General features: G+C 45.9%; 10 protein-coding genes and 1 pseudogene. 9 read left to right on the forward strand and 2 right to left on the reverse strand.

From position 1 onward, the window contains the following. The first annotated feature begins 104 nt into the window (after positions 1-104). The 5 genes from hutI to AB4209_RS19560 all read left to right on the forward strand — a co-directional run bounded on the left by hutI (position 105) and on the right by AB4209_RS19560 (position 6624). Complete coding sequence (gene hutI, locus AB4209_RS19540; RefSeq protein WP_372056985.1) at positions 105-1355, forward strand: imidazolonepropionase; 1251 nt, start codon at positions 105-107, stop codon at positions 1353-1355. Next, positions 1342-2370, forward strand: a complete 1029-nt coding sequence (gene hutG, locus AB4209_RS19545) for a formimidoylglutamase (protein WP_372056987.1) — start codon at positions 1342-1344, stop codon at positions 2368-2370. The genes hutI and hutG overlap by 14 nt, the downstream gene beginning before the upstream one ends. A gap of 60 nt (positions 2371-2430) precedes the next feature. After that, on the forward strand, positions 2431-4125 hold the full coding sequence (gene hutU / locus AB4209_RS19550; RefSeq protein WP_372056989.1) for a urocanate hydratase: 1695 nt from the start codon (positions 2431-2433) through the stop codon (positions 4123-4125). Between the two features lie 14 nt (positions 4126-4139). Beyond that, positions 4140-5672 (forward strand): histidine ammonia-lyase, encoded by a 1533-nt coding sequence (gene hutH / locus AB4209_RS19555; protein ID WP_372056991.1) that lies wholly within the window; start codon positions 4140-4142, stop codon positions 5670-5672. A gap of 226 nt (positions 5673-5898) precedes the next feature. Further along, positions 5899-6624, forward strand: coding sequence for a DUF3581 domain-containing protein (locus AB4209_RS19560; protein ID WP_372056993.1), 726 nt, complete (start codon positions 5899-5901; stop codon positions 6622-6624). Positions 6625-6715: 91 nt separating this feature from the next. Here the strand turns inward: AB4209_RS19560 and AB4209_RS19565 are convergent, their stop codons facing one another. Together AB4209_RS19565 and AB4209_RS19570 are read right to left on the reverse strand one after the other, a co-directional pair. After that, on the reverse strand, positions 6716-7177 hold the full coding sequence (locus AB4209_RS19565; RefSeq protein WP_017059772.1) for an isoprenylcysteine carboxylmethyltransferase family protein: 462 nt from the start codon (positions 7175-7177) through the stop codon (positions 6716-6718). Positions 7178-7243: 66 nt separating this feature from the next. After that, on the reverse strand, positions 7244-10279 hold the full coding sequence (locus AB4209_RS19570) for an FAD-binding and (Fe-S)-binding domain-containing protein (RefSeq protein ID WP_372056995.1): 3036 nt from the start codon (positions 10277-10279) through the stop codon (positions 7244-7246). 222 nt (positions 10280-10501) lie between these two features. On the opposite strand from AB4209_RS19570, the gene AB4209_RS19575 reads away from it, so the two are divergent. From AB4209_RS19575 to AB4209_RS19590, 4 genes and pseudogenes are all read left to right on the forward strand, one after another. Beyond that, on the forward strand, positions 10502-11185 hold the full coding sequence (locus AB4209_RS19575; RefSeq protein ID WP_017059770.1) for a DUF3334 family protein: 684 nt from the start codon (positions 10502-10504) through the stop codon (positions 11183-11185). A gap of 209 nt (positions 11186-11394) precedes the next feature. Next, the gene (locus AB4209_RS19580) at positions 11395-12084 is read left to right on the forward strand and encodes a DUF2786 domain-containing protein (RefSeq protein ID WP_017059769.1); all 690 of its coding nucleotides are present in this window, start codon (positions 11395-11397) and stop codon (positions 12082-12084) included. A 99-nt stretch (positions 12085-12183) separates the two neighbouring features. Then, positions 12184-12849: an OmpA family protein gene (locus tag AB4209_RS19585; protein ID WP_372057009.1), complete on the forward strand. Its 666-nt coding sequence runs from the start codon at positions 12184-12186 to the stop codon at positions 12847-12849. Between the two features lie 157 nt (positions 12850-13006). Further along, a pseudogene (locus tag AB4209_RS19590) lies at positions 13007-13574 on the forward strand (tetratricopeptide repeat protein); the annotation flags it as partial. Positions 13575-13585: the final 11 nt, after the last annotated feature.

Below are 13585 nucleotides of genomic sequence, written 5' to 3' on the forward strand. Positions count from 1 at the left end.
TCCTGATCGCCGATCACATTTTTGCAACATCGACTTGATTCGGGTCAGCGTTTAGCCTATTTATTTGTATATACATTTAATGTTTAGCAAAGATCTAGGTGATTATGAATTTGATCCTCAAAAATGCACGAGTGGTCTCCATGAGCTCGGGAGTCGACGGTTATCAGCCCTCTTCCCCTCAAGATATCGTTATCGAAAGCGGTAAAATCGTGTCCATCTCTTGTTCAAACCAAGGCGCACTTGCTTCTGAGTTAGAACAAGTACGTGTTGATGGTTCTTTGGATTACGTCACCTATGACTGCAAGAACAAGCTAGTGACACCCGGATTAATTGATTGCCACACTCACCTCGTATTTGCGGGTAATCGTGCCAATGAATTTGAGCAGCGTTTGAATGGTGTGTCTTACACCGACATCGCCAAGCAAGGCGGCGGCATTCTAGCGACAGTCACTGCAACACGCGCAGCGCAAGAGTCTGAGCTGGTTGAAATGGCATTACCGAGACTTGATGGCCTACTAAGAAGTGGCGTAACCAGCATCGAAGTAAAATCTGGCTATGGTTTAACACTTGATGATGAACTCAAAATGTTACGCGCAGCCAAAGCTTTAGAGAATCATCGCCGAATTAAGATCACCACTACTCTCCTTGCAGCGCATGCTGTGCCACCCGAATACAAAGAGCAACCGGACAGCTATATCGATCTGGTTTGCCAAGAGATCATTCCTAAAGCTGCAGAGCAAGGGCTCGCCGATGCAGTTGACGTGTTTTGCGAATCTATCGGCTTCAACCTAGAACAAACCGAACGTGTATTTGCAGCAGCCAAAGCACATGGCCTCGCGATTAAAGGCCACACTGAACAACTTTCGAATATGGGTGGCAGCGCGCTTGCAGCTAAATACGGCGCACTCTCTGTTGACCATGTTGAATACCTTGATGAAACCGGAGTAAAAGCACTGGCAGAATCAGGCACAGTTGCCACCTTGCTACCCGGTGCTTTCTACTTCCTGAAAGAGACTCAACAGCCACCTATTGCTTTACTTCGTGAACACAAAATCCCAATGGCGATCGCGACCGACCTAAACCCCGGCACATCTCCCTTTGCAGACTTAACGCTGATGATGAACATGAGCTGCACCCTGTTTGGTACGACGCCTGAAGAAGCGCTACGCGGTGTAACTTGTAACGCTGCCGCTGCCATTGGTGAGTCACAAACCAAAGGCAAAGTCGAAATCGGTTATGCCGCAGATTTGGCTATCTGGAACATCGACCACCCTGCCGATCTAAGCTATCAAGTCGGTGTTCCTCATCTGCATAAACGCATTGTTAATGGCGAGGTGTGTCATGACTCAATCTAAATCCAACGGTATCCAAGAGAACGCAACAACCATGCATAACTTTGTGTGGACAGGGCGTAATGATCTTGAAAATGGCGCACTCGGTACTCGCGTTCATCACATTACCAAGCAAGTACAAAGTAGTGGCTTAAGTGACGAGCTGACTGACAGCGCTATCGCCTTGGTTGGCTTTGCCAGCGATGCCGGTGTTGCAAGAAATAAAGGACGCGTAGGCGCGAAACAAGCACCTAACTTGATACGCCAAGCTCTGGCGAATATGGCTTGGCATAGTGACGCACGCATCGCCGATCTCGGTGATATCGAATGCAATGACGATCAATTAGAAGTAAGCCAAAAACAGTGTGCATCTGTGATTGCCAATGCTCTATCAACTAACAAAGTGATTACCCTTGGCGGTGGTCACGAAGTGGCTTGGGCATCTTTTCAAGGTCTCGCAGAGCACCTAAATAACATTCAATCAGAACACAATCCTAAGATCGGCATCGTTAACTTTGATGCTCACTTTGATCTTCGTGAATTTGAAAGCGACATCGCCGATGTTAAACCGAGCTCAGGCACGCCTTTTAACCAGATAAGTGATTACTGCCACATACATCAATGGCCATTTCATTACGCTTGTCTTGGCGTTAGCGCGGCTAGTAATACCAAAGCGCTGTTTAACAAAGCTGACCAACTGGGCGTGTGGTATGAACACGACCGCAACATGACTCAAGTAAACCAAGTCGCTCAATTGGTTAAGTTACAAAAATTCATCGCTGAGTGTGATTACCTCTATCTCACTATCGACCTTGATGTTTTCCCCGCAGCTACTGCGCCGGGAGTAAGTGCACCAGCGGCAAGAGGCGTGTGCTATGAAGCACTCGCTCCTTTTCTAGAACAGATTTTCCAACACAGTGAAAAACTCATTATCGCGGACATAGCGGAATACAACCCAGACTACGACGTCGATGGCCAAACGGCTCGATTAGCGGCTCGTTTATGTTGGGATATTGCCAGTGCAATGGCCAGTGAATAAGCCAGCTATATAGATAAATAAAACTACAACGATATAACGTGAAACAGAAGGAATTTCAAAATGACGGAACACCACAACAGTGACCCTCGTCTCGACACGACTCGCGAAATTCGCGCACCTCATGGCACCACTTTGCGCGCAAAATCTTGGTTAACAGAAGCACCCCTTCGTATGCTAATGAACAACCTAGATCCTGATGTGGCAGAACACCCACATGCACTGGTTGTGTATGGCGGTATTGGTCGTGCAGCACGTGATTGGAAATGTTACGACAAGATTGTTGAAGTATTAGAGCGTTTAGAGGACGACCAAACGTTACTTGTTCAATCCGGTAAACCTGTGGGCGTGTTCCCGACTCATAAAAACGCACCTCGCGTACTGATCGCTAACTCGAACCTTGTTCCACACTGGGCGAACTGGGAACACTTCAACGAGCTCGATAAAGAAGGCTTGATGATGTACGGCCAAATGACCGCGGGCAGCTGGATCTACATTGGTTCACAAGGCATCGTTCAAGGTACTTACGAAACCTTTGTCGCTATCGCGAAGAAGCACTTCCAAGGTGAAGCAAACGGCAAGTGGGTTCTAACGGGCGGTCTTGGTGGAATGGGCGGCGCTCAACCTCTTGCTGCAACGATGGCTGGCTTCTCAATGATCGCAGTGGAGTGTGATGAATCACGAATCGACTACCGCTTGCGTACTGGCTATGTAGACAAAAAAGCCACCAGCTTAGATGAAGCGATGGCAATGATTAAAGAGTCAGACACGCCAATCTCTGTTGGCTTATTAGGTAACGCCGCAGACGTCTTCCCAGAGTTAGTTGAACGCAATATCACACCTGATGTGGTGACTGACCAAACCTCTGCCCACGATCCTCTTAACGGCTACTTGCCGCAAGGTTGGACGATGGAGAAAGCCGCACAAGAGCGCTCCATTGATGAAGCAAAAGTGGTGAAAGCCGCTAAGCAATCTATGGCGATTCAAGTACAAGCGATGTTAGACCTGCAATACCGCGGCGCAGCGACCGTGGATTACGGTAATAACATTCGCCAAATGGCACTGGAAGAAGGCGTAGAAAACGCGTTTGATTTCCCAGGTTTCGTTCCGGCTTATATTCGACCTTTATTCTGCGAAGGTATTGGTCCTTTCCGTTGGGCGGCACTATCTGGTGACCCAGAAGACATCTACAAAACAGACCAAAAAGTAAAAGAACTGATTCCAGACAACCCACATCTACATAACTGGCTAGATATGGCGCGTGAACGCATTCAGTTCCAAGGCCTGCCAGCGCGTATTTGTTGGGTTGGCTTGAAAGATCGTGAACGCTTAGGCCAAGCATTCAATGAAATGGTGAAAAATGGCGAACTGAAAGCACCAGTTGTTATCGGTCGTGACCACCTAGATTCAGGTTCAGTAGCAAGCCCGAACCGCGAAACAGAAGGCATGATGGATGGATCAGATGCCGTATCAGATTGGCCTCTATTGAATGCCCTTCTGAACACAGCGGGCGGCGCAACTTGGGTTTCTTTGCACCACGGTGGTGGCGTTGGTATGGGCTTCTCGCAACACTCAGGCATGGTGATTTGTTGTGACGGCAGTGAAGATGCATCACAGAGTATTGCTCGCGTACTTCACAATGACCCAGCAACCGGCGTTATGCGTCATGCTGATGCAGGTTACGATATTGCCAAGCAATGTGCCAAAGAGCAGAAGCTTGATTTACCTATGCTAAACGAAGAACTTCGTCGCCTTTAATGTCTGGAGAGAACATGTTGAACTTATTACTTAAGCCAGGACTTCTTGGCCTATCTGAACTTCGAAAAATCAGCCGTAGCCCTGTGAACTTATCACTCGATCCTGCAGCAATCCCGGATATCGAAGCGAGCATGCAAGTTGTCGAACAAGTGATTGCTGAAGACCGCACTGTGTATGGCATCAACACGGGTTTTGGCTTATTAGCAAACACCAAGATTGCGCCTGAAGATCTCGAAGTTCTACAGAAAAGTATCGTACTTTCTCACGCTGCGGGCATTGGCAAGTTCATGTCTGATGAAACCGTACGCTTGATGATGGTATTGAAGATTAACAGCTTGTCTCGCGGTTACTCTGGTATCCGCCTCAAAGTGATTAACGCTCTTATCGATCTTGTGAACGCGCAGGTTTACCCGTGTGTTCCACAAAAAGGATCAGTAGGCGCATCTGGAGATCTTGCTCCCCTCGCCCACATGAGTACGGTACTTCTAGGTGAAGGCCAAGCGCGCCACAACGGCAAAATCATCACTGGCTTAGAAGCAATGCAGATCGCTGGCTTGGAGCCAATCACACTTGCTCCGAAAGAAGGCTTAGCTCTGTTAAACGGTACTCAGGCATCAACTGCCTTTGCATTAGAAGGTCTATTCGCAGCTGAAGACTTATTCGCGTCTGCAACCGTGTGTGGTGCGATGTCTGTAGAAGCGGCACTAGGTAGCCGTCGTCCGTTTGATCCGCGTATTCATCGCGTTCGTGGTCATCGTGGTCAAATGGATGCAGCACTTGCTTACCGCCATATGCTTGATCAAAAGAGTGAGATAGGTGAATCACACACTTGTTGTGAAAAGGTTCAAGACCCTTACTCGCTGCGTTGCCAACCTCAAGTGATGGGTGCTTGTTTGCAGCAGATTCGTAACTCAGCAGAGACCTTAACGATTGAAGCAAATGCCGTATCCGACAACCCGCTTGTTTTCGCTGACGATGGCGACATCATTTCAGGCGGTAACTTCCATGCAGAACCCGTCGCAATGGCAGCCGATAACCTTGCCTTGGCCATTGCCGAGATCGGTAGTTTGTCAGAACGTAGAATGGCGCTGCTAATTGATAGCGCGCTAAGCAAACTACCGCCTTTCTTAGTCGATAACGGCGGCGTGAACTCAGGCTTTATGATTGCTCAAGTAACGTCTGCAGCACTCGCTAGTGAGAACAAAACATTGGCTCATCCTGCGTCAATAGACAGCCTACCTACTTCTGCAAACCAAGAAGATCACGTATCAATGGCCACCTTTGCCGCTCGTAGGCTTAGATACATGGCTGAAAACACCCGTGGGATATTGGCAGTAGAATATTTAGCAGCAGCACAAGGGCTAGACTTCCGCGCTCCGAATCTATCTTCTCCTCGTGTGGAAGAAGCGAAACAGATTCTGCGTGAAAAAGTCAGCTTTTACGACAAAGACAGATATTTTGCTCCGAATATTGAACAAGCGAACTTATTGCTCAAATTATCCGTTCATAATCACCTAATGCCAGAAGGCACTTTGTGTAGCTTTTAAAGCAAAAACATTCTGAACAACACCCATTAGAGTGTCATATAAACAAGGGCTATTAATTAGCCCTTGTTGCATTGAGCCAAAGGCCATATCTCCCTTCAAATCGTCACATACCATCCAACGTATTTATCTAATTGACTGATATATAAGCAAAGTTAACTGGATAGACCATTAGAACGAAGTTAGTTAGCTATAATCCACCCCAGATTTGATGACTAATAGCGATACTATGTTTCTGACACCTTACTTTTCTACTGAAGACAATCAATTTCAATTCACTCGTGAACAGGCTAGCCACTTTGCTAAAAAAGTAGCCGCTGACTTCAACCCAATTCACGATGAAGACAACAAGCGCTTCTGCGTGCCTGGCGATCTTTTGTTTGCAGTTCTTCTGCAGAAAGAAGGCATCAGCCAAAAAATGCGTTTTGATTTTTCAGGTATGGTTGGTAACGGTATTGCGCTTAGCGTTGACAACAAGTGTGAAAAAGAAAGCTCACTGGTTGACGAGAAAGGCAAAGAGTACCTACACATGTCTTGTGAAGGTGAGAAAAGCCACGATCAAGCATTCATCGAACACGTAGTAACAAACTACGTTAAGTTCTCTGGTATGAACTTCCCACACATCATGGTTCCTCTTATGGAAGAGCAACAGATGATGATCAACTGCCAACGCCCTCTTGTTATTTACGAGAGCATGGAAGTTGAATTTACTCGCCTATACCTATCTCACCCAGAAGTTGAATTCTCTGGTGCGACTTTTGATGTTGAAGGCAAGCGTGGCATCGTGACACTGAACTTCGATTTCAAAGAGGACGGCGAAGTGGTAGGTAAAGGCGTGAAACGCATGGTAGCAAGTGGCCTTAAGCCATACGACCAAGCTTCTGTAGACGACCTAGTAAACCGCTTCAACGAACGCAAAGAGATGTTTCTAGCTCAGTTCACAGCCGCTGCTTAATCAGCTCTAGAACAAGATCAATAAAGCCCAGCTTGATAATCTCAAGCTGGGCTTTTTTATTTCGATTACTAAGCCAGCACTCAAATCATCACTAAATCCAGCGTCTAACCTTTTGTTTGTAATCAACATATTCTGCGCCGAATAATTGTTCTAGTGCTCGCTCTTCGGGTTTGATTTGGAAGTAATTCATGTAGATTACGAAACCAAAGCTAAGTAGTACACTGAAGATATTCTGGAAGAAGTAGCCAAAGCAAAATAGCAGGATGAACAACCCTAAGTACATTGGGTTTCGCGTGTAGCCAAAAATTCCACTGTCCACGACGGCTGAAGCGGTTTCGACTTTGATCGGGTTAACGGTGGTTTTCTGTTTTCGAAATTCCAATATGCCGGATATTCCGATCACACCACTCAATGTGACTCCGATTCCTAACACAATCATTCCATGAGGCAATGCCAGTGTCCCTTGGCTCAACTGTTGAGCGCAGAAGTATGATGCTACGAATACAATAATGAACAGTGCAACTGGTGGTACTTTTAATTCTAGAAATTTCATACTTTTCCTTATTAACATTCCTTTGTTAGTTTAGAAAAAAGCCCAGCAATTGCTGGGCTAAATGTATTAGAGAATTTTTGCTAGCGCCTGTAATGGGTGAGCAAGCTTCTCACCTTCAAAACGCTTCACTTGGCTGCGGCAAGAATAGCCCGTCACCAAGCAACGATCTTTTGGTAAGTCCTGCATTTGAGGCTTCCAGCTTAAACCATATATGTCTTTCGACATTTGTAGCTTATCGACTTCGTGGCCGAAAGTTCCCGCCATACCACAACAGCCGACAGGAACGCTGGTTAACGCCGCCCCAAAGTGTTTGAAGATAGTACCCCACTCTTTTTCAGCGTTCGGCATTTTGGTTTTCTCAGTACAGTGAGCAAACAAGTACCACATATCTTCACTTGCTGAGCGTGCTTCGAACTCACCTAGCGATGGCATTAACCATTCATGCACAGTAAGTACATCAAAGTCGCCGCGCTTGTCACCTAAGATCTCGACGTATTCATCGCGGTAACAAAGCACAAGAGCAGGATCAACACCGACCAAAGGAATTCCGATATCCGCCACCATCGACAAGAAATCCGAAGTCGATTTCGCCTCACGTGCAAAACGATTTAAGAAGCCCTTGATGTGCAACGCTTTACCATTCGGTTTGAACGGCAGCAGTACCGGAGTTTTGCCAAGTTTTTGAGCCAGAGTGACGAAGTCTTCAATCACCTCGGCATCATAGAAGCTGGTAAACGGGTCTTGAACGATCAGCACATGCTGTTTCTTCTGTTCAGAAGACAAGCCTTCTAAATACTGTAAATCGAAGAGTTGCAGCTCTTTACTCGCTAGACGATTTTTGAGCGTAGGCACCGACATCAATGGTGCATCAACATAACCGACCGTTTTAGCTGTTGCCGTTTGGATCCACTTTTGACCCAATGCAGCGTTGACTACTTTTGGCACTTTCGCCATCAGCGGCAGCATGGTTTCAATGTTGGCAACTAGATAATCTTTTGCAGGGCGCTGGTAACGCGAGTAGTAGATGTTCAAGAATCGAGAACGGAAACTTGGTACATCGACTTTGATCGGACATTGACTCGCACACGCTTTACACGCCAAACAACCGTTCATCGCCTCATGAACTTCATGCGAGAAATCGTACTCATGGCGTTTGTTCATCGTATTGCGAACACGCTCAATCATAGTCTTAACGGGTGTGTTGTCTTTCAACGCTTCTTGCTCAAGGTCGAGAATATCAACGCCTTGTTCAGTCAGTTGACGCAACCACTCTCTTACCAAGCCTGCGCGGCCTTTGGGTGAGTGACGTCGGTCAGCCGTAACTTTCATTGAAGGACACATTGGCGAGCTAGTATCGTAGTTGAAACACAAGCCGTTACCGTTACATTCCATTGCTTGCTTGAAGCTGTCACGAACTTGTACGTCGATCTGACGGTCGTAGAAACCACGCTTGGTATCGGTGACTTTCACCAATTCAGCGTCACTTTCTAAAGGCGTACAGATCTTGCCTGGGTTCATCTTGTTGTGCGGGTCGAATGCTGCTTTAATACGTCTTAATTCGGTAAACAGCTCTTCACCAAAGAAGTCTGGGCCATACTCAGAACGGAAACCTTTACCGTGCTCGCCCCACATTAAACCGCCGTATTTCGCCACCAGCTTAACCACTTCATCAGAGACTTCATGCATCAATGCTTCTTGCATCGGGTCACACAGATCCAATGCTGGACGAACGTGTAATACGCCCGCGTCAACGTGACCAAACATGCCGTAATTCAACTCTTTTGAATCGAGTAACACTCTAAATTCAGAGATGAAATCCGCGAGGTTTTCTGGTGGTACACAAGTATCTTCAGCAAAAGCGACTGGCTTAGCTCGGCCTTTCGCCGCACCTAACAGACCCACTGCTTTCTTACGCATGTTGTAGATTCGGCCAATGCTCGCCAAATCGCTACAAACTTGAAAACCAATCACGCCGGCTTCTTCGCTTTCAACCATGGTTTCAAGGCGTGCAGTCAGCGCTTGAACTTGCTGTTCAACTTCCGCTTCATCTTGGCCTGCAAACTCAACCATGTTGATGCCAAGCATCTCTTTGTTCGGAACATCAGTCAGCAAATCGCTCACGGTGTGCCAAACGATGTCTTGCTTCGCTAGGTTCAATACTCTTGAATCTACCGTTTCAACAGACAGTGCTTTCGCTTCCACCATGAACGGCGCATTACGCAGCGCAGAATCAAACGTGTTGTATTTCACGTTAACCAGTGTGCGCGCTTTTGGAATCTTGGTTAGGTTTAACTTTGCTTCCGTGATGAATGCTAAAGAACCTTCAGCGCCACATAGAACGCGAGTTAGGTCAAAGCTGTCATCTTGTTCGTTGATTGCATTCTTTAGGTCATAGCCTGTTAAGAAGCGATTCAGCGGAGGGAATTTATCTAAGATTTGAGCGCGTTTGTCTCGACAAACCGCCTCTGTCACCGCAAGTGCATGGTGAGCGAATTCACCCTCTACAGGTAAGCCGTGTGATAAATCAGATTCTAGACATGAACCATCTGCGAACACCGCTTGCAGCGACAATACATGGTCCGACGTTTTGCCGTACTTCAATGACCCTTGGCCCGAAGCATCGGTATTGATCATGCCACCCAAGGTTGCTCGGTTACTGGTAGAAAGGTCTGGAGAGAAAAAGTAACCATAAGGGCGAACAGCGTCGTTCAATTGATCTTTAACGACACCAGACTGAACTCTTACCCAGCCCTCTTTCTCGTTAATCTCAAGAACCTTATTCATGTATCGCGACAGGTCAACCACGACACCTTTTGTTAAAGATTGTCCGTTGGTTCCGGTACCGCCGCCACGAGGGGAAAAAGTCACGCGTTCGTAAGCGGATTTAGAAACCACTTTACCGATAAGCACAACGTCTTGCGTTGTTTTAGGAAGGATGACCGCCTGCGGCAATTGCTGATAGACACTATTATCAGTCGCCACAGCCAAACGGCTAGAATATTGAGATTCAATGTCGCCAGTAAAGCCCGCTGTTTTTAGTTCATCTAAAAAGCGTACGACAACTGGATCGACATCAGCATTGAGTTGAAGTCTTGGTAACATTTGCTTCCTGCCCCTACTTCGCTGATCCTATCAGCATTGGGTTATCTGAGATTTTTAATAATTTTCTTTGAATTTCGTCACTTTACTACTATTAAGATCATATAAAAAGGTGATCAAATCAGAATCTCAGTGCAAGAATGGAGAAATAGTCACTTTCGTCTTAATTCAGTAACAATATACTGAATAACATTTTGTTTAAGACATCTCCACGAGCACATCACAATGAAAAAAAACAAAACAGTCACAACTGAAGATATCCTTCTTAAACTATGCCAATCAGTCTCAAGCGTACTGACTTCAGCGACGGCTTCTCAGGTGTCCTATTCAGCCATGGTTCAAAAGATCAACAAGACAAGCCTAAAGCCAGATTTTGGTTGCTTCGTTCTGTTTGACGGCGGCTTTTCTGGTCTTGTTGTAATCAATTTTACGTCAAAAGCAGCGCTAGAGATCTACACCAATTACATGCGTAATATGGGCATGCCTGAAAACGAGCTTGCTGTGCTTCATACTTCAGACGAAGTGGGCGATGTATTAGGTGAGTTGATGAACCAATTGGTTGGCGATTTCACCAATAAAATCCGCAAAGAGCTGCAAACCAACATCACGCAAAACCAACCGAAAATGCTGGCTCTGAATAAGCAAGTAAACCTTTCTGTTGATACCAACCTCGATCGTCCACAAGCTCGTCGTGTTACCTTCTCTACCGCTAATAACAACATTTTCTACCTTGAGCTTGCGATGGATAAGACCGAATTCATTCAATTGGAAGAATTTGAAATCGCAGAAGACGAATGTCCAGATAGCATTCTTGAGGCGACTCAGAAAAAAATGCAAGAAGCGAACAAGCCAGCTCAAAGCTCTGGCAATGATTCTGCAGCAGACCTACTCGATGAACTGGGTATCTAGTTTGCAAATGCTCTAGACATATTGAAAAAACGTGTCACTAACGCCATCAATACGCTTGATGGCGTTTTTGTTTTTACCGCCAAGTCGGCTCATGCAGTTCAATGTTCACCGCCTCACTTGTTCATCAAACCAGTTTTGCCTTTCTGTTACCCGCGAAAACATGTAAAATGTTGGACTTTTAAAAATTTGCGGTACTGATTAAATTGTCGATGGATAAGAAAAAAGCCCTAAAAAAAATTGCCAAGTGTCTTGAGCTTGGAAATTCTGCGAACGTCAATGAAGCTGCCAATGCGATAAAAATGGCGCATAACTTGATGCTGAAATATGGTCTCGAAAAAGACGATATTGAATTTATCAAGATGGGGAAAACTCAGTCCAGTCACCTGTTACCTGCAAATATCAGTTCTACACTGCTGCGTGTTATTCGCGGTATCAACACCAAATTTGGCGTAGAAGCCGTATTGCTGAATCATAAAGGCCTCAAGCGTGTTGAGTTCATTGGTGAAGCCGACCGCGCGATCTTCGCAGCGTTCGCTTTCGATATCATTTATCGTGAACTGAATGAACACACCGGCCAATTCAGAAATAGCTTTGCTGGCTCTGGCACAGGGTCCTTAGAAGTGACACGCCGCGTGAACTCGTTTGTTTCAGGCTGGGTTGAAGGTGCGCTTGAAAAGCTACCAACCATTACTCCCGACGACGAATCAAACAACAAGATCAATAACTACATTGATAAAGAATTCAAAAATATCGACCGTGAAACGTTCAAGCAGCAACTGAGAGAAGCGATGAAAAACCTCACCGCCGATTATGAAGTTGGTTTGAAGAAAGGTCGTAAATTGTCTGTTAATCGACCAGTTGGCGGTACCCAGGCAGCTAAAAAGATAACTAAATCATAGAGCCACTTTACATTGCTTCGACGTATTGATAAAAACCATCAATAAGATTTACAGGACTATGTTTGTCACTCGGATTCATTCGTTTGACAGAAGTACATGATGGAGAAATACGTTAAAAAAATCACACTAGCCCTAGCGCTTACTATCGCTTTAACGGGTTGTCAGGCAACTCAACGCCAAAACGCGACAACTGGCGAATCTGAGGCTAACTCTGCAACTCAAGGCGCTCTAATTGGTGCACTCGCTGGTGCCGTTGCTGGTGCTGCAACTGGTGACTCTAAAGACCGTGGTAAACGTGCACTTATTGGTGCTGCCGGTGGCGCCGCTGTTGGTGGTATTGGTTACTACTTTGACCGACAAGAAGCTGCCCTTCGTGAAGAGCTAATGAATTCAGGCGTTCAAGTTGAACGTGTCGGTGAGAACCAACTTCTACTTCGCCTAGAAAACGGCATCGGTTTTGATTCTGGCTCTTACGCTTTGGAATCAAGCATTCACAATACCCTTCGCGGCGTTGCTCGCATCCTAGTTGAATACCCAGACACTAGCCTAGTGATTGAAGGTCACACTGACAGCGAATCGACGAACCAAATCCTTTCTGAGCGTCGAGCTGAATCTGTTCGTGCATTCTTGATCTCTCAAGACGTTGCTGCAGGTCGTGCTATTGCTCGTGGTAACGGTGAGCGCTACCCTCTATGTGACAATAACACCTCTCAAGGTCGTGCTTGTAACCGTCGCGTAGAAATTCAAATCTTGCCGCTTAAGTAGCACGATTAAAGCCCAGTCCATCTTTATCTATTGAATTAACCTCTATATAGTTGTTTATCAGTTATGTTACTCATTTAACGTGATAATAATAATCAACGACCATAAAGCGTATTCATACTGACATATCGATTCTGGGCTTTTTTACGAGACTTATCTTTTGCTGATCCTATCCAACATTCTGTCATCATCATTTCTTAGAACACTATTTCTAGCCCTCATCTTTTCCACGATTCAACTGTCCACCACACATTTCGTGCACGCAGCAAGCAGTGATGAATTTTCACTAGAATCACAACCTCAAGATCCAGTTTCTCAATACCAATTGGCGCAAGCGTATGAATTGGGAACGGATGTGCCTAAAAACATCGACGACGCATTCTATTGGTACTCGCAATCTGCAGACAATGGCAATGCAGATGCGCAATTTAAACTCGGCGAGTGGTACTTGGCAGGTACAGGTGTTGAACAAAGTAACAAGCTTGCTTTGGAATGGTTTATTAAAGCGGCGTTGCAAGGTAACCAGCGCGCACCTATCGAGGTAGCAAAACTCTACGAATCCTCGCTAGAACAAGACCTCCTTCAACCATTAGATAAAGCGCAGCTATGGTATGAAGCAGCCTTAAAAGATAATCCACAAGCAGAAGAGGGCTACAACCGCATTTTGGAAGCACAATTCAACCAGCAACGTGCAAAACAGATCTCTTCAATAGAACAGCTCGATGACAGCATCGACTCT

Source organism: Vibrio sp. 10N.286.48.C11, from assembly GCF_041469805.1.
In the GTDB taxonomy this organism is placed as follows: domain Bacteria; phylum Pseudomonadota; class Gammaproteobacteria; order Enterobacterales; family Vibrionaceae; genus Vibrio; species Vibrio crassostreae_C.

Excerpts from the sequence above, each read along its gene's own strand:
- hutI (WP_372056985.1), top strand. The coding sequence starts at position 105 with ATGAATTTGATCCTCAAAAATGCACGAGTGGTCTCCATGAGCTCGGGA.
- hutG (WP_372056987.1), top strand. The coding sequence starts at position 1,342 with ATGACTCAATCTAAATCCAACGGTATCCAAGAGAACGCAACAACCATG.
- hutU (WP_372056989.1), top strand. The coding sequence starts at position 2,431 with ATGACGGAACACCACAACAGTGACCCTCGTCTCGACACGACTCGCGAA.
- hutH (WP_372056991.1), top strand. The coding sequence starts at position 4,140 with ATGTTGAACTTATTACTTAAGCCAGGACTTCTTGGCCTATCTGAACTT.
- AB4209_RS19560 (WP_372056993.1), top strand. The coding sequence starts at position 5,899 with ATGTTTCTGACACCTTACTTTTCTACTGAAGACAATCAATTTCAATTC.
- AB4209_RS19565 (WP_017059772.1), bottom strand. The coding sequence starts at position 7,177 with ATGAAATTTCTAGAATTAAAAGTACCACCAGTTGCACTGTTCATTATT.
- AB4209_RS19570 (WP_372056995.1), bottom strand. The coding sequence starts at position 10,279 with ATGTTACCAAGACTTCAACTCAATGCTGATGTCGATCCAGTTGTCGTA.
- AB4209_RS19575 (WP_017059770.1), top strand. The coding sequence starts at position 10,502 with ATGAAAAAAAACAAAACAGTCACAACTGAAGATATCCTTCTTAAACTA.
- AB4209_RS19580 (WP_017059769.1), top strand. The coding sequence starts at position 11,395 with ATGGATAAGAAAAAAGCCCTAAAAAAAATTGCCAAGTGTCTTGAGCTT.
- AB4209_RS19585 (WP_372057009.1), top strand. The coding sequence starts at position 12,184 with ATGGAGAAATACGTTAAAAAAATCACACTAGCCCTAGCGCTTACTATC.